Origin of the sequence: Wolbachia endosymbiont (group A) of Philonthus cognatus, assembly GCF_947251755.1 — a bacterium.
GTDB lineage: Bacteria > Pseudomonadota > Alphaproteobacteria > Rickettsiales > Anaplasmataceae > Wolbachia > Wolbachia pipientis.
In genome coordinates this window covers 1,223,782-1,247,705 of the sequence record NZ_OX366388.1, presented here as the reverse complement: position 1 = coordinate 1,247,705, position 23,924 = coordinate 1,223,782, and the positions used below count along the sequence as shown (strand labels likewise).

15 protein-coding genes are annotated in these 23,924 nt (G+C 33.3%); 3 read left to right on the top strand and 12 right to left on the bottom strand.

The window, feature by feature from the left end:
- Positions 1–40 precede the first annotated feature (40 nt).
- A protein-coding gene (locus OPR21_RS05695) for an IS630 family transposase (RefSeq protein WP_265029767.1) occupies positions 41–1,052 on the top strand; the annotation gives its coding sequence in 2 pieces (ribosomal slippage) (positions 41–502 and positions 504–1,052; 1,011 coding nt in all).
- A gap of 863 nt (positions 1,053–1,915) precedes the next feature.
- Here the strand turns inward: OPR21_RS05695 and OPR21_RS05690 are convergent.
- Together OPR21_RS05690 and OPR21_RS05685 are read right to left on the bottom strand one after the other, a co-directional pair.
- Positions 1,916–4,006: a PD-(D/E)XK nuclease domain-containing protein gene (locus tag OPR21_RS05690; RefSeq protein ID WP_265029766.1), complete on the bottom strand. Its 2,091-nt coding sequence runs from the start codon at positions 4,004–4,006 to the stop codon at positions 1,916–1,918.
- 8 nt (positions 4,007–4,014) lie between these two features.
- Positions 4,015–5,487 carry a hypothetical protein gene (locus tag OPR21_RS05685; RefSeq protein WP_265029764.1) on the bottom strand — a complete coding sequence of 491 codons (1,473 nt, stop codon included), beginning with the start codon at positions 5,485–5,487 and terminating at the stop codon, positions 4,015–4,017.
- 408 nt (positions 5,488–5,895) lie between these two features.
- Between OPR21_RS05685 and OPR21_RS05680 the strand changes: the two genes are divergently transcribed.
- Together OPR21_RS05680 and OPR21_RS05675 are read left to right on the top strand one after the other, a co-directional pair.
- Entirely contained in the window at positions 5,896–6,795 is a 900-nt protein-coding gene (locus OPR21_RS05680; protein ID WP_265029763.1) for a DMT family transporter, read from the top strand.
- A 39-nt stretch (positions 6,796–6,834) separates the two neighbouring features.
- Entirely contained in the window at positions 6,835–8,148 is a 1,314-nt protein-coding gene (locus OPR21_RS05675; protein ID WP_265029667.1) for a UDP-glucose dehydrogenase family protein, read from the top strand.
- 10 nt (positions 8,149–8,158) lie between these two features.
- Here the strand turns inward: OPR21_RS05675 and OPR21_RS05670 are convergent, their stop codons facing one another.
- From OPR21_RS05670 to OPR21_RS05625, 10 genes are all read right to left on the bottom strand, one after another.
- Positions 8,159–9,304, bottom strand: a complete 1,146-nt coding sequence (locus OPR21_RS05670) for an MFS transporter (RefSeq protein ID WP_265029668.1) — start codon at positions 9,302–9,304, stop codon at positions 8,159–8,161.
- A 140-nt stretch (positions 9,305–9,444) separates the two neighbouring features.
- A complete protein-coding gene (locus OPR21_RS05665; protein ID WP_265029669.1) occupies positions 9,445–10,488 on the bottom strand; it encodes a threonine aldolase family protein in 1,044 nt (347 codons plus the stop codon).
- Entirely contained in the window at positions 10,485–11,534 is a 1,050-nt protein-coding gene (locus OPR21_RS05660; protein WP_265030308.1) for a threonine aldolase family protein, read from the bottom strand. Before OPR21_RS05660 ends, OPR21_RS05665 begins: the two co-directional genes overlap by 4 nt.
- Before the next feature lies 1 nt (position 11,535).
- Entirely contained in the window at positions 11,536–13,311 is a 1,776-nt protein-coding gene (locus OPR21_RS05655; protein WP_265029670.1) for an ABC transporter ATP-binding protein, read from the bottom strand.
- A complete protein-coding gene (locus OPR21_RS05650; protein ID WP_320157063.1) occupies positions 13,312–14,301 on the bottom strand; it encodes a phytanoyl-CoA dioxygenase family protein in 990 nt (329 codons plus the stop codon).
- A gap of 4 nt (positions 14,302–14,305) precedes the next feature.
- A complete protein-coding gene (locus OPR21_RS05645; RefSeq protein ID WP_265029672.1) occupies positions 14,306–15,982 on the bottom strand; it encodes a WG repeat-containing protein in 1,677 nt (558 codons plus the stop codon).
- Entirely contained in the window at positions 15,943–18,270 is a 2,328-nt protein-coding gene (locus tag OPR21_RS05640) for a glycosyltransferase (RefSeq protein ID WP_265029673.1), read from the bottom strand. Before OPR21_RS05640 ends, OPR21_RS05645 begins: the two co-directional genes overlap by 40 nt.
- Complete coding sequence (locus OPR21_RS05635) at positions 18,227–19,180, bottom strand: NAD-dependent epimerase/dehydratase family protein (protein WP_211908264.1); 954 nt, start codon at positions 19,178–19,180, stop codon at positions 18,227–18,229. Before OPR21_RS05635 ends, OPR21_RS05640 begins: the two co-directional genes overlap by 44 nt.
- Positions 19,181–19,304: 124 nt before the next feature.
- A complete protein-coding gene (locus OPR21_RS05630; protein WP_265029762.1) occupies positions 19,305–20,054 on the bottom strand; it encodes an NTP transferase domain-containing protein in 750 nt (249 codons plus the stop codon).
- A gap of 576 nt (positions 20,055–20,630) precedes the next feature.
- Positions 20,631–22,736: an AAA family ATPase gene (locus OPR21_RS05625; RefSeq protein WP_265029760.1), complete on the bottom strand. Its 2,106-nt coding sequence runs from the start codon at positions 22,734–22,736 to the stop codon at positions 20,631–20,633.
- Positions 22,737–23,924 lie beyond the last annotated feature (1,188 nt).

Sequence of the window (23,924 nt, the reverse complement as noted above, 5' to 3'; positions counted from 1 at the left end):
AGAAAAGCCATACTGAAGTAAGTAAAATAGCGAGGTTTAAATGGCATTAAGATCAAAATTATTGGATGAAAAAGTAGTAGAATCAGCAAAAGAAATGCTGAAGAAAGTAAGGAATAATGCATATGTTTCAAAAAAACTAAATGCTGTAATTGCAGCAAAAAAGTACAGTATAACGGCTGTAGCAAAAATATATTGCATTTCAAGAAGCGCACTAACTTCGTGGGTAAAACTCTTGAAAATTGGCAGAGAAGAAAAACTGTTTGCTCCTTCACAACGTCGTAGAAAAACTAAATTAAATCAGGCTCAACTACAGCAAATTGAAGAGTGGATAGAAGAAAATCCTAATATCACCATTAAAGAAATGAGAATAAGAATCCAGGAAAAGTTCGGATTAAATATCAGCAAATCTACAGTACACCGCCATATGCAAAAGATGAAATTCTCATATATTACACCAAGACCAGTTCATAATGGACAAGATAAAAGCAAACAAGAGGAATTCAAAAAAAAATCTCAATGGAGCTATTAGCAAGTATCCAGAAAAAGAGCTATTTTTCTTTGATGAATCACGGTTTGGCACACATTCAAAAGTTGGACATGGGTGGTTTAAAAAGGGGATTAGAACACAGGTTAAAACAAAATTAGGTAGGCAAAATTTCTATCTCTATAGTGCAGTTAATCCTAGAAATGGAGAGAGTTCTAGCTTATTTGCACCAAATGTCAACACTGATTGCATGAACATATTTCTTGAGCAAATTTCGCAATATCTAGAAACACGAGAGGCTTTTCTCGTTATGGACTGTGCTAGTTGGCATAGGTCAAAAAATTTAAAGGTACCTAAAAATATCGACATTATATACCTACCTCCATACTCACCTGAGCTAAATCCTGTTGAGAGGCTTTGGTTATATATAAAACAGAACATTTTGCGCAATAAAATATACGATACAATTGCTCTACTTGAGGGTGCTTTGTGCAAATTTATTACTTCTCTTGCCAGCTCCACAATTAAACAACTCTGCAATGTTTCCTATTTGACTGGACAACAATGAGAATTGGTATAACTTACGCTGCAAATGTTTAAGAAATTTACCAAGCAGAAAAAAAGACAAAGAATCCCCGAGTTAGCTAGTCTTTTACTATCTCTGTCGAGTATTGGCATTTTTTGATGTCTTGTAACGCTTTATAAGCGCGTTCAGCTTATTTAGATAAAAATCTAGATGTAGATGAAGTTTTGTAAAGACATACAGTATCTATATACTGCAAAAAATTGAACATAAGACGCCGATACATTAAGTAATCCTTACCTTTTAATCTGCAGATTGGCGAAAGCAAATACAATAGCTTCACTATCATGATATGTATAACAATGTTACAAAAAATAATATCATAGAATTCAGTAGGATAATTCCTAGAAAACCCCTACATACTAAAAGAAGCAAAATGCTGTTAAAATGAGCTTAAGAATAAATAGCAAACATCTAACATAACAATTCTATTTGTAAATCAGGTGAGGCTTATCCTATAGAAAGCTTTCGAACTACGCAAGCGTATCTTTTGCCTTTAGTATTTCTTTATTGTTTAAGATAACTGTCTGAGCTCCTCTGCCTTAGCATTATATCTCCACTTTCTGCAAGTTATTCCATTAAGTAGTAAAAATATTAGACTTGCCGCAAAACTAAGAAAAAAAGACCAAAGATAGAGCAGATTGAACTTACAGTAAAAATAGAACAAAAAAACTCCAACAATAAATTATACAAACTTCATCAGGTTAACTTTAACTTAAGAAAACATAAATCAAATTTTCTTGCTCAAAGACCTTGCTTTTTCTCCAACCTTACTCAAACGCACTCTAGCTTAATGCATAATTTTACCCATAAACAACCTTATCTTTGGTACTTTTATTAGTTACAAGTCATCTAGAAAACCCAGATGCTCTACGAAGCCCACCAATCAATATCAGATCCTGCTCTTGTCCTACAGCATTTAATATAGCGTATAACAAAACCATCGCATCTCCCCCAGTAATACGCTTGCATCCTCCACAAAATTCGTATTCACTTAATTGTCGATTTGCCTCCACCCTTTTTCGTTCAACTTGTTCTGCGGTGTTAGCATACTTCAACTCTATTCCAATTGGATGAGTATCATCATTTTCCGCAGATTTTGATAATACTAGGTCTATTTTCCTTCCTCTCTGTAGCTGGAACTCAATAATTACCTTGGCAGGATTATCGCAACTTTGAAATATCCCACGCAACAAAGCCTGAAATTTAGCTTCATTGTTCACGAGTAGACGGTTTCCATTTAATAACGGAGACAACAGACGAGAAATCTCATTAAATAAAACTTCATACCTAGCCCTGTACTCACCATTAACATTACCATCATTACCAAAATTAGGCTCAGCACTCATCAACTGATCTGCAAGTTGATGTAAATTCCTAACATTACCCATTTGTTCTGAAAACCTTCCCTCGAAATAACCTTCACTATGAGAACGTGAGTAAGCACGTAGTGATTCGAATTTCTTTGCAGAAGCCACTTCCAGATGACCCTGGACATCTACTTCACAAAGTACTTGACGCACCTTAGCATCATCTGTGGCTTGAGGCAGTAACGACAGGTTCAATGCCTTGTCTGGTAAAGTCTGCCACTTTAAACGACGAAAAATGTGAAGCACAAAAAAACCAATATTTGATAAAAATAGAGCTAAAGTTAACGCATGGCTTACAATATCTGCTGCATCTCCCCTACCACCTGTACGTTTCATTTTCTCTCCCTGAGAGTGGTTAAATAGATACTTGGTAACCCTTACCTCCCGCCCATCATTTGTTTCTAAGTCCCTCCTTGTAGATAAAACATTTCCAAAAACAAACGATGACGTACAGGAAAAAGTGTTACAATGAGGCGATTGAGTGAACTCTGATGCTATGGGTTGTAAAAAACGTTTTACATTTCCCCTAACTCCATTTCCATGAGGATGTAGTAAACCCGGTATTAAGGAAAGACCACCTTCTGAAAAGGCCTGCACAGAAGTTCGGAGACCAGCACTTCCACGTAATTGAAAATTTAACGCTACACAAACAGCACTTGGTGATGAGGTATGAATAGGCAAAGACGAAACAGAACAACTTTTAGCATAATCTTTAGCTTGCTCTAATCCTTCCTCATCACCAACCTTCAACTCAATTATAATTGGAACCGAATCATTTGTCTGATCAACACCACGAACAAGCAAAACAACATCTGCATAACCTTTTCCTATAAGTAGCTCTGGGTAGAAATCAGCCACAGCTCGGTATCTAAAATTTACTAAAAACCCACACAGAAAACCGTGGTAATCAGACTCTGCACGAAACACTAAGCTATCTTCATGTTCATCATGGATATCAATAACATATTCCAAAATTCTTTTAACATTAGTACGCACTTCTCCTGTATCGTCATTTGCCAACTCACTCATCAGGTCTAACAATTCACCTTGTTCTCTGATTGGGTTAATTTCATGAAAAATTGGAGCTCCAGGTTCATCACGTTGAGGAAATCTATCTATTTCATGAATAAACCTACATTCTTCTCCAAACCGAAATATTTTATACTCTTCCCAATCCAGATCCTCATCTTCCTGTAATTCTTGTGGAAGATTCTCTTCTACCTGCTGCTTCTCTTCTGCACTAAACCTTGACCCAGGGCTGTTCTCATTATCAGCAACAGTATAACACCTGACTATTCTTCTATTTTCTTTATTAGTGAGAACAGCAACTTTTAGATTTCCATAATTGTCAAAACGAAAATAGACTCTTTCATCTTCAACTAATATACCTGCATCATGTGCAGTAGAAAACATACCAAAAAAGAATGTAGGAAAAAAGCCAGGCTTATTAGCCGAATGCAAAAAAGATGGACAGTTGTTTAAAAAACCTACAAATTGTCTACTAAACTCATCACAACCTCCACTTAATAAAGCCCTAACTAATTCACGATCTTCATTATTACCATGCATAAATACTCCTATTTGTTAACAACTGCAGCAGGCGAAATACTAACATTAGTACCCACTAACGTAGATTGAGGACCTTCAGTGCTAGCAGAGAATAAATTCAAATTTCTCGCTGACTTACACAACTCTTCTATTAAATTGCAGGAGCTAGTTGCATCTATCATCTTAGAATTCCTTGTTTTATCTAAACTATTTGCTATCCTCTCTTTTAATGATTTAAAGCTTTTGTCTGAACAACAATCTTTAGCAAACTTTAAAATACTCAAGACCAAATCAACTTTTTCACCATCGCCAGCACTTTGAGTATCCTTGCTGTTCTCATGATCTACAATCAAATTTGAAATTGCATTTTCCATTGCAACAAAAGCAATCCTATCTTTAAAAGGATCGACAACATTTATTTTATTTTGGTTAAATACACTAGATTCCCAAAGACTGCTAATAGCTGACCTTGCTTCATTCCTGTTATCCAAGTCATAATCTTTAGAAACTACAACAAATGAAAGCGATGAGAGAAGATGTGCATATCCTCTAGGTGAAAGCATTTTCTCTACTTCAGATCTTGAACATCCCTCGCTCAAGTACTGGATAACATACTTAGTTGTGCAAAGAAAACCGTGCTCTACTAAGTAACTAAGAGGACGATAGATCACACCCCTATCTTTCTTATTCGGTAGCCCAAGTAGTGACTTATGATCTACTTTTGCGCTTATGACTTTACCTAGAAGGGAATTTAAGGTAGAAGCAAGTTTATAGCTAGATTGCAATGGAGATAATTTTGCAATAGCAGAAACTAGCAATTTTTCTCTCTCTTCTTTCACTAATTTTTCTTCAGAACACAGACGATTATAGAAGTGTTCCACTCCCTTACTCCACTTGAAATCTACAGCCTTATTAAATCCATCTTCTGCTTCTATATTTTCTCTAAGGTTACCTGATTCTTGATCAATCCAGAAATTGAAAACAGGATCACGTCTTCCCATGGAACTTAACAATTCAACTCTTGCAAGCTTATCACTGCAAGCTAAATTCCTATCTTCCTCACATGCACCTTTATGAGATAAGTCAGATCTAAAAGACTCTAACGCCTTGTCAAATAATTGCTTAATTTCACTCTCTACACACTCAATACATGCTATTTTATATATAGCAAATGGATTCAACACACCTGATTTAGCTAATTCTCCTACCAATTTAGCAACATCTAGTGTCGCACCTGACCAACAAGATTCATCACGAAACGCATTACATAAGAGGTCCGATTGCTCAACGGTTAGACCCTCTACTGTTACAGGGTGAGACTTGACCCATTCCTCAATAGCTGAAGTTCTATCACCTTTAACAACATCCTTCAGCTTACTTATTACTTTGCTAGAGATAATCTCTTTATTTTTTTTAGGATCAGAACTGAGACGAGATCTTTTGCTTGGGCCTGCATTACCCTTCAAATCTTCCGTTCCACGTTTAGTTTTACTTTTTGGCATCTAATTACCTCAAAATCAAATATTCAATGAAGGTATTATACAAGCATTAGAATAATATATAAATCGAAAAATTAGTGTGCACCTAAATTTAAGCAGTAATTATAGACCTGCTGCAAAAGAGGAGATATTAAAGAGAGATGTAGCAAGAGGGAATGAGCTTAAATTATCAAATTAACGTTATTCTACTTTACCTCACTAGCATTTTCCTTACCTTGAGCCTTACTATTACTCACAAATACAAACGTTCGTTACATAGCTCTTAATATGTCTACAGAGACGAAATTTCCCGAATTATTTATAATGGACCCTTACGATCACATTCTGGGGACGTACATCAGAAAACTTTTATATTATTAGTTTTGTAGTAAAATTATATGAGTACATCGTATCTATTAAATCAGAAGCTTTATGGATTACAGATTGAGAGCTTATTTGTTTGGGGTTATCTGGTTTATACTTAGCTTACTTAGTAGTGCAGCTAATGATACTATATCAAAATATCTAAGTTTACATCTTCAGAGTTTTGAAATAATTTTTTTCCGCTTTCTGTTTACCACTATTACCCTTGTACCTTTTATGTTTTACTATGGAATAGAAACTTTTAAAACAAGTCAAATATCTACTCAAATAACCAGGGGTGGGTTGTTGTTTTGTGGAATGACCTTATGGACTTACGGGTTGACTGTTTTCCCCATAGTAACTGCAACGATTATAAGTTTTTCTATACCATTATTTGTTATACTTCTTGCAATCCCTTTGCTAAACGAAAATATAATTTGGCAAAGATGGATAGTAACTGTTATTGGCTTTGTTGGTATTGCTATTACTACCAAAGCTCATAGTGAAGATTTTAATCCTAAAATTCTTATTTTTATTGTATCTGCATTGATCTTTGCTATATTGGATATACTTAACAAGAAACTTGTAATAAAAGAGTCAGTAATAAGTATGTTATTTTATTCAGCTCTAACGACAACTATTTTTTCTACTCCACCTTTGTTATTTTATTGGCATATGCCTTCCTTGTTGGAGTTAGTATTACTGCTGATTTTAGGAATAAGTTCAAACCTAATTCTGTTCTTCATGTTAAAAGCTTTTGCTCTTACTGATGCCACTGCACTTGCACCGTATAGATACATAGAGCTAATAATTTCTGCAATAGTAGCATACGTTATATTTAATGAATTACCTGATAAAAGTGCTTTATATGGTACTTTGATATTAATACCATCAACCTTATTTATAGCTTATTCGGAAGGTAAGGCAATTAAGAAAAATAATGTAACAACAAAAGTTTATAATTGTTAATGGTATTTATTTTAGATGCTAAGCTATATTTTTAAGGTAATGCACATAACTATTATAGGAGTAGGGTATGTAGGCTTAGTATCTGGTACAATGTTATCGGAGCAGGGCCATAAAGTTGATTGCATTGACATAAATACTGAGAAGATTGAACTTTTGAAATCAGGGAAAATTCCCTTATATGAACCTGAATTAGCAGATTATTTAGAGAATAATATAAAGTCACAAAGGATAAGATTTTTTGATTCGTATTCTCAAATAAATCCCAATACAGAAGTAGTATTTGTAACTGTAGATACTCCATCAGACTCCCTAGGAAATGCAAATTTAAAGAATGTATATAATGCAGTAAGTGAAGTTTCTGAGAGAGTTAATCAAGATTGCTTAATAGTGATAAAGTCAACTGTTCCTCCTGGTACTGCAGAAAATATACATAATTATTTATCTAATAAGGGCTATAACTTTGATTTAGGAGTTAATCCAGAGTTTCTCAAGCAAGGCTCTGCAGTATCAGATTTTTTATACCCAAATAGGATAATAATAGGAGTAAAAACTAAGCTAGCTAGGGCAAAACTAGAAGTTATATATAGATCATTTATAGATAAGAATATTCCGTTAATAGTCACTGATACAGTTACTGCTGAAATGATTAAATATGCTTCTAATACTTTTCTAGCAACAAAGGTTGCTTTTATCAATGAGATGGCAGGTTTATGTGAGCTATTAGGAGCAGACATTGACCTTTTAGCTAACAGTATGGGAATGGACCATAGAATAGGTAAGGAATTTCTCAAAGCTGGTCCAGGATTTGGAGGATCATGTTTTCCTAAAGATTTGTCAGCTTTAATAAGGCTTGCTGAAGACCATAATGTTAAGCTACAAATTTTAAATTCAGTTAAGGAATCTAACTATAATCATATAACAAACATTGCTAAAAAGGTAGAATATGTATTAAATGGAGTCCAAAATAAAAAAATAGCAATATGGGGGCTAACTTTTAAGTCTGGTACTGATGATGTAAGAAATAGCCCAGCTATAGATATTGTACAATTGTTAGTGAATAACAATGCTAAAATTACTGCATATGACCCAATGGGGATGGATAATGCTAGGCAAGTTCTAAAGGATATAGAGTACGCGGACAATGCTATAGGGGCTACAAGGGACGCGGAAGCCTTGTTATTGTTAACGGAGTGGAAAGAATTTAAAAATCAAGATTTTTTAATCTTAAAGGATGCTATGGCTACACCTAATATCTTTGACTTTCGTAACTTGTTAGATAATGAATTGCTACTAGGATATGGCTATAACGTTTATTCCCTGGGTAAAAAATTATCTACAAAGTTTAACTGTTGAGAAATGTTTTCTACACCGCTTTACTTAGTTTTTTAAGGTCTTTGCTTGATAGTATGGAAAAGAAAACGAGTGCAACAACAGAGCAAATGGAAAAAAATGAAAACATAATACTGTTACCAAAGTGCTTAACAAGTACTCCTAAGAGCACGCATGAAAATATTGAACTTGCAATATACCCAAATAATCCTGTTAAGCTTACAATTGCACATACATTATTTTGTGGAGCAATTTCTACAGCTATAACACCTGTCAGTACTTGAACTCCAAATATAAAGAATCCTGATAAGATTGCACCAAGGTTCATAAGAATTATGTTTTGGCCAAAGTTCATTGCAATAAAAGTGAGTGCTATACCCAACATGTAAAGTAATGCCAGCAAGCTTCTATTTTGAAAAAAGTACATATCACTAATTCTTCCTGTGATTAAAGTTCCAAGGATTCCACCTAAATCATATACACCTGTTATTAGTGAGGATTGTACAAGAGAAATTTGTAATTTATCCTTTAAAATTATAGGAAACCAAAAGAAGATTCCCATTTTTATAATATAAGCACAAAAAGTAGCACAACATAGAAACCATATGGAACTTTTCACTTTGACACCTATCTGAGATTTCTGCACCTTATAATAGGTAGTAAAGTTGGCACTTTCTTTATAATATGCTTTTAATATTATATAAATTCCAAAAAGTAAGCATAAGAGACCAGAGTACAAAAATGCACTTTTTGCATCATATATTTTGATTATACTTGGTAATACAATTAAAGTAATACAAGAACCAAGTTGCTGAGATGCACTCATAACTCCCCATGATGATGCAATTGAAGAGATGCTAGAGTTTGTAACCATAAACTTGGTAATAGCTGGCCAACCTAACCCTTGTGTCCAAGCTAATAATATTAATGTTAACAGTAATAAAGTTAGATTATTATATGATAAAGTTATACCAATGGTTAATAATCCAGTTGCAATATTGCATAGCCCAAACATAAATAATGGATTATTTTTGGAATCCATGATTATTCCATTAACGAATTTTGATACTCCATAAAAAAAAGAAAAGCAGGCAAAAAAATAGCTTAATTTTACATGGTCAGTATCTATTAACAGTGGTAGAGCAATTGGTATACTTTGTCTTGATAAATAAAGCAGCATATATCCACAGAAGAATAGTAAATATTGAAAGAAGACAAAGTTCACACCTATTCCCAAATAGCTCTATGCAGATGCTAGCATAATACTATATTGGTATAATATTATTTGACAAGAAGTTTGCAAACAATTAGTGCAGAAAATTACTTACTTAGTATCTTTCTTATAGCAGATACAGTAGTATTAATATCTTCATAGCTTATATCTCTATGTGTTATAGCTCTGATTTTACCTCTTATGTTAGCCATTCTAATTCCATAATTTGTAACTAGTACGTTTATTAATTCTTGAGTAGATATACAATTAGTACGTAATGAAAAATACGCTATATTAGTTTTGTATAGGTCGATATCAATTATAACTTGATCTATGGAGTCTAGGCCTTCTATAAGGTGCTGCATCTTTTTATGATCTTCCTCTAAACAATTTATATTATTATGTAAAGCATATAAACATGCAGCTGAAATAATGCCAGCTTGGTGCATACCTCCGCCAATTTGAAACTTATAGTACCAAGCTTTTTCAATAAACTCTTCACTTCCAAGCAATATTGCGCCCATTGGAGCACCTAATCCTTTACTAAAATCAATGAATACCGAATCAAAATAACTTGCATACTCCTTTGGAGATATTTTAGTATGAGCACAAGCGTTGAACAGTCTTGCTCCATCTAAATGAGTGAATACGTCATTCTCTTTGCAGAGACTTGAGATCTCTTGAATATATTCTAAAGGCCACACAGCTCCACCACCAAAATTTGTCGTTTGTTCGATAGAAACAAGCCCAACTCTCGGAATATTTCTTAAGCTAGGACGAGTAATAAACTCAACAATTTGTTCTTCAGTAAATATTCCTCTCGTACCTTTGATGGGCAAAGGAGTGGCATGTGCCTGGGCTGCGATCAAGCCAGATTGTACTATGAGCGGATGTGAAGTTTCATCAAGCAGCAAGTAATCACCAGGTCTTTGAATGTGTACTTTATAAGCAATTACATTGGACATCGTTCCTGAAATCAAAAAGATTCCTGCAGGTTTACCTAATATTTTACATGCGGTTGCCACTAATTCGTTCACAGTTGGATCTTCACATGCGGCTTCGTTTCCAACTTTTGCTTTAGCCATCGCTTCCCTCATTTTAGCTGAAGGGTCAGTGTTTGAATCGCTAAAGAAATCTATTTTTATTCTCATATTAAATTTAACACAACCTCCTTTATAATTTCAGCAGCTTTCATGATGTCTGTTTCCTTTGTGCCAAGATGGGTAACTGCTCTTATATGAGACTCGAGCCAAGGAAAAAGCAATAAACCATAAGCTTGGCACTTACTCAAGAAAACCTCATTAGTTACATTTAGTGCTTTTATACTAAAGCTTACTATATTAGTTTCTGGATAAGGTAGTACCAGTTTTATGTGTGGAATTTCCTTAATCTTGTCTGCAAACAGTTTGGCGAGTTTATTGTCTTCTTTAAGCCTAGAAATATTGTTCTGTAGTACATACTTTGCTGCATTAGCACAATACCCTATCTGATGATAACCACTACCTAGCCAAACCTGTAGCTTTTTAGCCCTTTCAATTATCTCTCTTTTACCCATAAGCATTGAACCAAAAGGAGCGCCAAGTCCTTTAGTAAAAGAAAAGCTCATTGTATCCACATATTTAGCATAATCTGCTAAAGCAATATTTGTTTCGATATGAGCATTAAATATTCTTGCACCGTCTAAATGAAGATTTACATTGTGAGCTTTTAAAAAGTGATATAACTCGACTTGTTTTTCAAAAGGATAAATTTTACCATTAAACCCATTTATACTATTTTCTATAGAAATAAGACTGACCTGAGCAAAAATTTTATACCTCGGCTTAGAATTAATAGCATATTCTACTTCAGCAACATCTAAGATTCCGCTATTATTTCTAATACAATTAAATACGATATTATTTACTTTTGCATTGCCTGCACTATCGAAAAAATTAACGTGATAATTATAATGAGTTATTAGTTCATCACCAGGACTTGTTTGACTGGCAATGGCTAATCTATTTGCAAGCATACCGCTGGTTACAAATAATGCTTCTTCTACTTTGAATAATTGTTTGCAATATTCTGATAAGTCATTACAGCTTTTGTCTTCACCATAAGCAAAATCTCCAACAGTTGCATTACTTATTGCATGTATAACGTTGGAGCTCTGCAGAGTTGTAGTGTCACTTCTCAGATCAATAATTTTTTCCATCTTATTTTTTGCCATTCAAACAACCAATTTGAGCATTCCAAAGTTCCTTGTAAAGACCTTGCTTAGAAACTAATTCAGCATGTTTACCATCTTGGACAATTTTTCCTTTGTTAAATACTAGAATTCGGTCCATGTGTAAAAGTGTAGAAATACGGTGTGCTATAGTAATCGTAGTTTTATTTTGCATCAGTTTAAATAAACTCATTTGAATTGTTTTTTCTGTTATAGAATCTAACTGACTAGTTGGTTCATCAAGAAATAATATTGGAGCGTTTTTTAAAAATGCCCTTGCTATTATTATTCTTTGTCTTTCTCCTCCAGATAGCTTGATGCCTTTTTCTCCAACTGTAGTTCCATATTGATCTGGTAGAGTCATAATAAAATCGTGAATACCAGCTAGCTTTGCAGCTCTCATTATTTCTTCTATAGTAGATTGAAGTTTACCATATATGATGTTTGCTAAAATAGTATCATGAAATAACAATGGGTCTTGAGGTATTACAGATATTTGTTGCCTCAAAGAACTCTGTGTAACTTCTGATACTATTTGATTATCAATCTGTATATTACCTTTTTTAACATCAAATAGCCTTAGAATTAAGTTTATAAAAGTAGATTTACCACCTCCAGAATAACCAACTAGACCTACCTTTTCGCAAGGATTAATGGTAACTGAGAAATCTTGAAATAATGGCTCCTGACCTTCATAAGAAAAAGAAACATTATTAAACGTTATTCTTCCACTTAATAAATTTAATTCTTTAGCATTTTTCTTATCTTGAATTTCTGGTACAGTAGTCAAGATTGGCAATGCATCTGAAACTTTGCCGAAATGAGTAGAAAATTGCGTAAGATTCCTAGTTAGATGGTTAAGAAACTCTATAATCGATATATTAATTCCAAGTACAAGAGCAATATCTCCTATTGCAACTTTGTTCAATTGATAGTCATAAATTAAAAAGTATAAGTTTACTGCTTGGAGTATATCAAATGAATAGCCATATATAAACCAAAGACAAAAGTATGCCCATTGTAATTTTCTCTCTGCAATAGTTCTTTTCTTGCATATTTGAAAAAATTTGTGTCTCTCATGTGCTTGCTGAGAAAATAGCCTTACTGATATAACATTTAAAATACTATCTGCTATACTAGCTATTACTTGTGAATTTTGTTTAGAGTAATTATCAGCTAGTTCAGTAAGTACACGAAAGCTGAAAATCGATACTAAAATAAAAATGCTTACCCAAGTGAATGTAGCGATTGCAAATTTTATGTTTACTAATGATAAGGTATAAATAGCTAAGACTAATGCTATGCTGTAACCGAAAAAACAATCTATAAGCAATCTTATTAACTCTATCACACTATCCATTAAGTTACTGGCCTTATGTACTAAACTTCCGGATAAATTGTTCTGATAATAGGAATGGTCTTGTTGGAGTAGCCTACAAAAAGACATATCAGCTATTTTTTGACGCATTAAGGTAAACATTCGAATGTCAACAAAATAGCCATAGAATCTAAAAGCAGTAGTGATAAGTAATGCCATACCAAGATAAGCGCTTACAGGTAATAAAAGATTTTCAATTACATTACCTTCCTGATATTTTACAGCTGTATCTAGAATATTTTTTACTAAATACTTTCTAAAAGACAAATCAACAGCTACCACCAGAGCAACTAAAGACATTATAAGTACATTAAGCTTGAATTTAGATACTATATTCAAGATGAACATCAATACACATTTGAAGCTATCAACTCTACTTCTGTTCATTTACAATGCTAGCTCCACTACGTTGACTTTTTTATTGAGAAATACAAGTAGTGAAAACCATAAATTTTTGTATATTTTTCCTGAGATGTCTCCAGCATCATGTAGTGCTGATGCTCGATTCAGAATAAGTAGCTTATATAAATCTCGCTTAGCCTCAGTAGTGTCGATCTCAGAAATATTTGTAGTTGTATCTGTAATAAAGGCTAACCAGCTCTTGATAAGTTCTTCCATGTTTTTTGCTTTTATACTTTCCTGGTAGCCAAACAATGACAAGCATTCTCTCAGTATAGATTCTGTTAACTCACCACAATTGAGTATACCAAAAACTGAAGGCTGAGGTTTTGGCACATAGGGAAGGTCTTGATCTTTTATAATCCACCTTGTTACATAAGCAAATCTATCTTTAGCATCTGTATTCTTATCACTACCATGCCATAACCGTGAATCAAAAATTATCGCATCTCCTGCTGAAATAGGTAGTGACTTAATTTTGTAATTTTCTCGGTTGTTTGAGTACTGATCAAAAAAATATGGGTACCAAAAATCAACTAAAGGCTGTATTTCCCATTTATGACTGTTTTCTATAATTTGTAGTGCACCTGAAGTTTCACTTACATTATTCAAAGCTAACCAAACGGAAAAGTGGTAAGGATCATTGAAACTATAGGAGATGTCTTGGTGGAAGGGAACTGCATCTATTAAATCAGCAGTTTTACATATAACATTTGATTTTTTCTGCAGTATCTGACACTGAAGTGACTTTTCAAGGTAATTTTTAATAATTTTATCTAATGCTTGAGATATAATTCTAGTTACTTGAGATAACATGCCCCATCTGCCGGTACAGTTTAAGTAGTCAGAAGTTGAAACACTTATTTCTTGGGATAGCTCTGATATCTTATTTGTTATATCACTTAAAGACTGAGTTATTAGCTTTAAAGGAACCAGATTTTTGATAATAAAAAAACCATTTTTTTGTAGTATTTCCATATGATTAACACCTGACATCAATGACTGATAAGTAATCTGTTAAAGGTACAACAGAAGAAATTTTGAATCCTTTTACTTGTTTGAGTATTTTTTCCCAATCGCTTAATGTTCTTAGTTTACCTCCTGTTTCAACCATTACATTAATATCTACAGAGCCTCCAGCTGGAGAGCGGTAATCTAAAATAGTTTCTATCAATAAAATACGAGATATTCCTTTGACCAATTTTAAATAAGACAATACTTTATCATCATCATAATGCTGTAGAAAGCGGCAAAAGACACCTAATTCATAATTTGTAGCTGATAGTTCTTCCTGAGTTATAAGTTTGACTTTTAAATTTTCTACTAACTGTCTTGGCACTTTATGTTCGTTATATAGGTCTATAGAACCTTTATTGTGTATATCAGAATAAGCAAGAAATAAAGAGTGTACACCAAATAGCAATATATTCTTAGCACCATCTATATTAATCCTAGAATTAAACTCTTTAGTATCAAACCTAGAATATCCTAGCAATGCTTGGTAAAACGCTATTTTCTTATCTTCTGATGCTTCTCTTTCCTTAAAAGATTCAAATGAAGAGATTGACTCCTGTTTTAGTATATCAGCAATCTTTAACCAATTCTTTTCAGCGGCAACTCTCGCCCACATTGTTGCTGCTTTTGGCAAAAATGGTATTTCCTTAAAACACTTACCTTTTAATGATAGTTGCCACAAGTCGTTATTCTTATCATAATCAATAAACCCTATTTCCCACAACGCCCTTAACAGCCTTTCTAGGTTTGGTACGATAATGTTTAACTTTTTAGATAAAACCGGCATAGTTGCAGGTAAAATATTTAACAAATCAAGTTCAATAGCAACGCTTGTTAGGTAAGTTTTCCAAAAGGCTGAAAGTTCTGCAGAAATCCTATGCACTTGAGATTCTTTACCTAAATCAAAAATACTAAACTTTACATTTCCGGTAATATCGATTTGTCTTAACACACCTTCAAAAGTTTCAACTTTTGCCATCCCATTATAGAATGCTTCTACCATTTTAAATCTCTGCTGGTAAACAGGATCACCATTAATATCTATATGAAACCAACCATGTTGATCTTCTGCAATAGAATACCCTTTATGAAAAACATTAAGATTCTTATACCATTTATTATGTACTAACTTTCCATGATGATTAATATGTGTAGCTTTACCATCCTTATAGACTACAGCGATACCATCCTTAAAATCTCCAACATAATCATATTCCTCCTGATAAATCCTGTTGCCATTTAAATTAATATGAAAACATTTATCATGTCTTCTAACTACACAAGCATCTTCCTGATAATTTCCAATCCATTGATAAGACTGTTTGTATACTCTACATCCAGATGGATCAATATGGTAACACCCTGTATCATCTTCTACGGCTGCTCTATTGAAGTAGAATCCAAAAGTTTTTAGAAATCTATTATGATAAACTGCTTCTCCTCTTACATTGATATGATAAGCACCTGTCTGATCATAAACCGGTGCAAGACCGGGCTCATGAAATTTACCAACCTTTATAAACCTATTTTCATACAAAGGATTTCCTAGCAACTCGTGAAAACTCTCACACGGTGAAATTTTAATAGATTTAAGATTATCTTTGATTAATTGATCAAAGGTTTTCTCATGTTGCATGTTTTGCATAATTTGTAATTTAAATAATTCTTTTGTAAGCTTAGGTACTCACTACTCTGCCATATTTCCTCGAGTTTAACCTCATTAACATTACCAAAATTTCCTAATGTCTTACGGAGTTCATCTGGAGCACAGCAAGGACTAAACTTTCCTTCATTGTTTATCCATGCTTCTTTACCTAAAAATGGGCATTGACCACCTGGAGCCAAATCCTTAATACCTTCTTGAGAAAGGATTGTGAAATTTTCTAATTTTATCTTTTTACCATTTGGCAATAGCATATTATCTCTAAGTTCGTATAACCTTCTCACCTCCGTGTTCCATCTACTAATTGCTAACTCATCTCTTCTCATAGATAGATCCTTAATTTCCTCAAAATGTGCCCAAAGATGATGTCCTTTAACTCTATCTATGCCGTTTTTTATGGCCATCTTAACTATGTCATAGAGTTCATGTAAATTACTTTCCAAAAATGTTAATTGTAAAGTAACGGTACACCTTTCACCTGTATCGCTAAAGTATTTATCTCTAACTTCAAGGAAAGTTTTTAAGTTTTCTGTCACTACTTCCCATTTTGAACCTTTCATGATTCTTTCATGAGTTTCTTTAGTTGCCCCATTCCAGGAAATCTTAACATCAGATAAAATTGGTACCAATAGTTCAGCCCATTTTCTAGCTCCTTTAATAGGAAAAGAACCATTGGTTGTGAGGTTAAGCTTAAGGCTGAACTCATGGCACAAATTGATTATTTCATCAAAGCTTTTATACATTAAAGGCTCACCCATAGTAGAAGGAATGATTTCCCTTAAAGGTGTGCCAGCTGCTTCCTTAATTACTTTTCTGATAGTTTCTATCGACAGTATCTTAGGTTTTATTCCTTTAGCTTTCTTTTCTTCTTTAACTTTGCTGTATGGTGAAAAACATTCGCACATTATACAAGCAAAATTGCAGTAATCTGGATTAGTATCAAAAGTAATTCTCCAAGGACCAGGTTTAACAGCTACTGATTTGCCTTTCTTTTCAATAGCATTACGGTAAATCTTGTTAAGTTTCTCAGTATGCTCACCTATAGAAGGTATATTTCCATTTTCAGTATAAGGATAGCCTTTTTGGGTAAGTTTACTATATAACCCCTGATCTGTAGATAGGATTTGCATTTTTTCTGATAAACTACTTGCATCTCTGTGCTTAAATAATAGTCCATCTCTTACATATTCTGCCATACCACCATAATCGGCTGTTATAACTGGTATTCTAAGTTGCTGTGCTTCATGTATTACTAACGGTGAATTTTCACCCCAAATTGAAGGAACGACTATTGCATCAACTTTATTAAATACGTCAGTAACTATATTCTTGTTATCGTAACTTCCCATCCACTCTATTCTTTCTTTAACAACAGGTGAAAACTGATCGGAAATCGCCTTTAAAGCTTTAGTTTCTTCTCTTGCTACTCCCCAAATTCTAAGTTTTGCTTTAGATGATAAGTGAGAAAAAGCTTTCAATAATAGATCAACACCTTTCTCGGGAGTATGAGTACCAATATAACCGAAAATAAACTCTTTTTCTTGTATTCTATTTCTATTCTTAAGACGATTGAGATCAAAACCATAATCAAGATAAGAAATTTTGTTTATCGGAACATTAAAATCCTGAGTAAATTTATCCATCAAGAATTTCGATGGGGAAATAAAGTAATCTATATAGTCTATTATTTTCCTTGTGTGCTTCATTCTAGTTGCAACCCATTGTTCCCAATAATTTAGGTCTGAATTCAGGAATTCTTCATCTCCTGTAAAATATCCTTTGTAACATTGGGTTGCACATTTTTGATCCTTTTGTCCATCACAAAGCCGTAACAAATCTTCAGAATTGCGTTGAATAAACCTTCCTCTTGGACACATTAACCAAAAGTCATGTAGCGTAAAAATTGTAGGTATATTTTCTTTAAAAGCAATTTCTGGTAAAGTAATTGATAGATGATTAAGATGACCAAAATGTATAAGATCTGGCTGAAAGTTATCTATTACTCTTTTAAATTGTATATCTACTTCTTCATTAATAAATTTGTAACGGTATTTAGCTATGGGTATATTAATTAAATGCAGTAGGATTCTGGAATCACTACGATCTAGTACTGTAGTGTAATAAAAATCAGGTAAAAAGCTATTTTCATACCTAGTAAATACTTGTACCTCATTGTTATTTGCTAGTTCATGAGCAAGAGTTTGGCTATAAACCTCTGAACCAGCACTATAATAAGGAGGGTAACCATGAATAACTTTTAATATTTTCATATATTACCATATCTATATTGTTAGGATATTCTTGTGTATTGTTTTGTAGACTTTTTATAAATTTACTTAATCCTACTTCTAATGAATGTTTTGGAGACCAACCAAGTAGCTCTTTAGCTCTAGTAAAATCACCATGGAACTTAGTTACATCAAAATTTCTTGGAGGATAAAAATCAATTCTAGAATCACTTTTCGTGACTTTTAATATTGTTTTTGCTAAGTTTTCTAAAGTACATGGGCTATTAGTAGTAAGATGAATAGCAGGAAGAGAAGATTTTTCGCTTTGTAAATATTTAACAGTTAAGCATATACCCTCTATAACATCATCCAAATAGGTAAAATCAAAAACACATTCTTTACCTTCTATTTTAATTGGATCACCTCTTAATGCATTAATACAGAGTGCAGGAATTACTCTACTGTTATGATCTAGTAAACCACCGTATACATTTGAAAAGCGTAATATTGCTACATTAAAATCTTTTGAACTTGTTATTTGTTCCTCAATAAATGCTTTACCTTTTGCATAATTATTTATTGGATCGATACTAGCAGATTCTGTAACTGGCAGTTCCTTCTGCTCTCCATAGACTTCCCTACTACTTGCATATATAAACCATGGTTTATTTGGAAGTGACTTACATAACCCTAAAAACCGCATTGTACCATCAACATTAATTTTTTGACACAGTGTAGGATAAAGTTCACCATGTATAACTCGAGAAATTGCAGCCAGATGAATGATTCCTGTACACTGAGCAAGTAGTGGTACTATATCTTCTGAAAAAAAACTGAGTGGATTATCGCGAAACCTAATATCGCAGCTTATTACTTCATGGCCTTGGTTTTCTAACTTTTTCACCAAGGTTGACCCTATCAAACCTGCAGCACCTGTTATTAATATCCCCATGTATACCCTCTACTACAACTAGGAAAATTTGTCGTACCAATTATCTTACAAGTAAGAATTAAAAGGTATTATAAAACCAGTATAAAACAAATGTCAACTTAAATTAATGAATAAAAAAATGTAGTTATGAAATAAAAGTTGGCTGCCTTCTTTCTTGAAAATAGTGTTCGGCTTTAATCAAATCCTCCTTATTATTTACTCCCATTGCTTCTCTTTCATCAGAAACTACATAACCTACACTCAAGTTATTGTTTGCTGCAATGGGCACTATATCATTAAGACAATATTCATTGGTCGAATTATTAAATTTTATTTCTTTTACTAAGGTAAAGAGATCTTTAGCATATGAAGCCATTATTCCAGAGTTTGCAAGAAGCATTTTATCTCCATTTTTTAGGATTTTTTGAACATTTCCGTAATTATCAATTACTAATCTTCCATATTGTTCATCTTGACTATTGAATCCAAGAAGAACTAAATTATTATACTTTAAACAATCAGTCATTTTCATAACTGTATCGCTAGATATAAAAGGAGTGTCTCCATACTGTACTAAAACTATGTCTTGATCAGATAACTCCTCCAGATTTTCTAGAGCAATTTTAACTGCAGTGCCAGTACCTGTAATATCTTCTTGAATTATTAGTTTTATATTGTATTGATCGATTATACTTTTTAGGGTATCAAACCTTTCTAAATCTTTTAGAAGGGAGTTGTTAACAACAATTGATAAGCTTTTTAGACTCAGCGATTTTGCATTAGAAATTATATGTTCTAAAAGAGTAAGATTTCCCACTTGGTGCAACGCTTTTGAATATTCAGAATTCATTCTACTGCTCTTTCCTGCTGCTAATATTATCAAAATTTTACTCATACATAATTCAGGAATTGATTAGGTAGTAAGTTAATTTATAATTAGTAAGATGTAAAGTCCACTTTGATTTTCTAGACGAAGATAACTACCATCGAACAGACAAAATTCGTTAAATTAGCATCTGTAGTAATTCTTAAGTAAAATTTTAGAAAGAGACGCCCCATAGTTATAATTGAGTGTGTGCTACTTTCAAGTATGGTTTTTATTGATGAAACCTCTTAGACCACTCTGTTTGAAATAAGGTAACTACTGCTTAATTCACCAAAAAGCCTGTAATTAAGTTTTAAAGCGAGTTTGCCCAAAACACACAAATCGATTGTACCTCTTTAGCGTCTGTAATGCCCTTTAAAATTTGAATAAAAGGTACTTTTGTTAATTCTATTAGTATAAAATAAACTTGTGCATGATTTTGTCGTCATTTTTATTCATTGTAAAGAAAATTTTGTATGAAAGTTTTTTAGAAAACTCACTTACCCCTCTTAAATGTTCTGAACATTCTGAAAATTTGAATAAGTGAAAACATAGGCTGTTTGTAAACAAAAAAGTAATTGCTATTTTCAGAAACTTTTTGAAAAATTACCACAAAACATCTAAATCTTTAATAGGCAAGACCGCACCATTTGCTTGTAGATAGTAATGTGTTGGCTTTATTAACTTGTGCTCTACTTTATCTCCTACTGAAACTTTAAATTCCATATCCTGCACACAAAGAAATCCATATTTAGAATTGGTCCCATATCCTGCAGCATTACGAAAGAATTTAATCTGTCCAAGAGTTGCAAGATTATTTATTCTTTCTCTAATATTGCGCTCACTGCCAAGACCCTCTTCTCCTTCAAAACGCTTTGCAAATTGTCCAGCAGTATAAATATTACCTTGATATGCGCTACTGCGAATTAAACTCAAGATAACCTCATGTTTTCTCATCCGTTCTAAATCCAACTTTTTACTATATTGATCTCTGATTATTGGTTCTGAATTTAAAACTGAATTGTCATGTACAAATGCCCCATTTTTCCAGTAAAGTGTCATTTGCCCGTTATTGCACTGCGAATAGTTAGATTTTTTGCGCGATAAAATTCTCTCATCAGGAGAAGCATTAGCTTTATCTGGTCTAGTCAAATACCAACGAGACCTTACTGTATTATTCCATGCTGTTGAACCGCCTGTGCCAGTTTTACGTATTATTCCCGCATCAGAAGGGTGGGCAAGTAATAAAACAGCTCCTTTTATTGCTTGAGCTATTCGACCACAACAACCTTGAATAAATTGTCTCACATGAGAACGGTCGTTTTCATTTCCTCCAAATAGGTCTGCTGCTGTATCTAATATCACAAGCTTCGGCTGAAACGATTCAATATCCTCAAGTAACTCTTGAAAGTACGTAGTTAATTGACCAGTATCTTTGTTATTAAAAACCATAAGTTGATTATTGTGCCCTGCTCGTGACCATAAGCCAACATTATCCTGAAAATCAGAAGATTCCATACCTGATTGATAAAATTCATTTATTGCGCATTGCCGACGCCAAAGTTCTTCTTCATCATCTTCACAGAACACACCATATGTCTTTATTTTTTCCAGATCTATTCCAAGCCAAGGTTTACCAAAAGCAGCGGCTGTCATTAATTGTTGAGCAAGGAGAGATTTTCCAACACCACCATCACCATAAAGAGCTGTAACACTTCCTACAGGGAGCCAATCCTTAATAACCCACTTTCTTTCTGGAGGGATATTGGTCCAAACTGTAGTATCAATTCTTTTTGACTTTCTTGAAGAATAAGGGCTTTTGTTGTTAAGGATAAATTCTTCAACGTTCATTCCTTCTAGCACACTATCTGCAGCATCCCAAGATTTTGGCTTATCTTGAGGAATCTTGAGAATAGAAAGTGATGCAACTCCAAAACCAGAAAGCTTTTTTGTGGCTTCTTGAGCATAATCTTTTCCAGGATCATCGTTATCTGGCCATATAATAATGTGTTTACCTTTAAGTGGAGTCCAATCAGTTTTCTCAATAGGTGCTTTTGCTCCAAACATTGCTGTTGTTGCAGTGATCCCTTGTTCTATGAGTAGCTCAGCACATTTTTCCCCTTCTACCAATATCACTCTATCAGATTTAGTGATGCCTGGAATGTTATACAGAGGCCTGATCTCAGGTGCAGTAAAGGTAGATTTTTTAGCATCAAATGGTTGATAACTTTTTCCTGAAGCAGTATCATAACGATATTTGCTGGCAATCAACTGATTATCCTGGTCGAGATAGTCCCATTGAGTTATTCTCTTTTGCTCTTTAGTAGGTCGCTTGTTACATCCTATCCATTCACTTATCGAAGAAATTACTTCAACAAATTCTATTTTAGCGTTTTTCCCATGTGCAGCTGCCCAAAGATCAATAATGTCACCACCGTCCCCAGTTGCAAAATCAATCCATAATCCGACCTTGCCATACGCTAATTCAACTTTGAGGCTTTTGCCTTTATTACCTTGTACATCACCTATCTGAAATTTGTCACCATGAAAAGTTCCTCTTGGAAATAAATAAGAGAGGCATGATCTGATGTTTAATAATAGTTGTCTTTTTATTTCTTCTACATCAAATGGTTCTAAATGTGAGACAGCGTCGTTAAAATCATAATTTAAAGTATTTTTTTCTTTGACATCAGTTAAAAAATCTTGTACCATAGGTTGAAGCTCCTTTTAAAGTTAAGTGTTTGAAAGGTTTTTGAGCAAGGCTGTATTGGTTGCGGTCTTGTTCTCTTAATCATGAAGTAAAAAATGTAGTAGGTGGTTCTCTTGGCAAAGCTTGAAAATATATTAATAAGTGAAGGAAGTCAGTTCAGGTTTATAGTAAAGGTAAGATTGAAGGCTCTTAGAGTTTTCTTTCTTTTAAGACAAAATACTCTAATGTAATTCTACAATATTTTCCTCACTATGTCAACTTCCTATTAAATAATCATAATGCTTCTATTTTGTCACATTGATATATTACATATTTATAGTATGTAATATATATTATATATAAGGAAATTTGCCATTTAACATTTTGGTTAAACCTCCACATATACGCAGCTTTGGAGCCGATTGGCAATTTTGCCAAATGAAATTTTATTTGCCATTTGAAATTCTCTTAAGGTATTGATTTTCTTGTATTTCTCTTTGTAAGTTCATCTGGTTATTTGGTAGGTTTGCCAAATGATTTGCATTTTGAAGCTTACTTTAATAAGTAAATATACCTATATGCTAGAAAATTTATAACAGTTGCTTACTGCATAAACTAAGTTCACTTATTAACATAACTCAAGAGATGCTTATATTTCTGTACCATTTACTATAGTATACCGGATCCCTTATCGATCTTTCCGGAAGTGAGGGAAATTTTTCCAAAACACTTTTACTCCTTATTATAAAAACATCTAACTTTAAACTTACACTGTTCCCTTACTATATATGTTCACCAAAATTATAAAAACTGTTCACTTTTTTAAAAAATTTTGCACAACTCCGCTTTCTATTAGCTTTCATACTCCACTAAATGACTTCTTTTCTAAACGATATATACTAGAAATGCAGTCCGAAATATGAATTGCTCTAAAATTTTTTTCATTACGATTTTTCTATTAAACTTTAATAGAGCTTAACACATTTACAATATACTCAGGGAAGAGATTTTCCGTCTATAAGAAGTAGCCACAAAATGCTATATTAGTAAAGTTATTCATAATAATTATTTGTGAATTAAGTGCTTTAGATTCGAGATTACATAGATTTTTGGCAGTTTAAGCCATTTTAGATTGAAAAATGAAATCTCCAAAAAGGAAAAAACCCGGCTATATTAAAGGGTTAAGAGTAATTTAAGTTTGAAATTCAAAA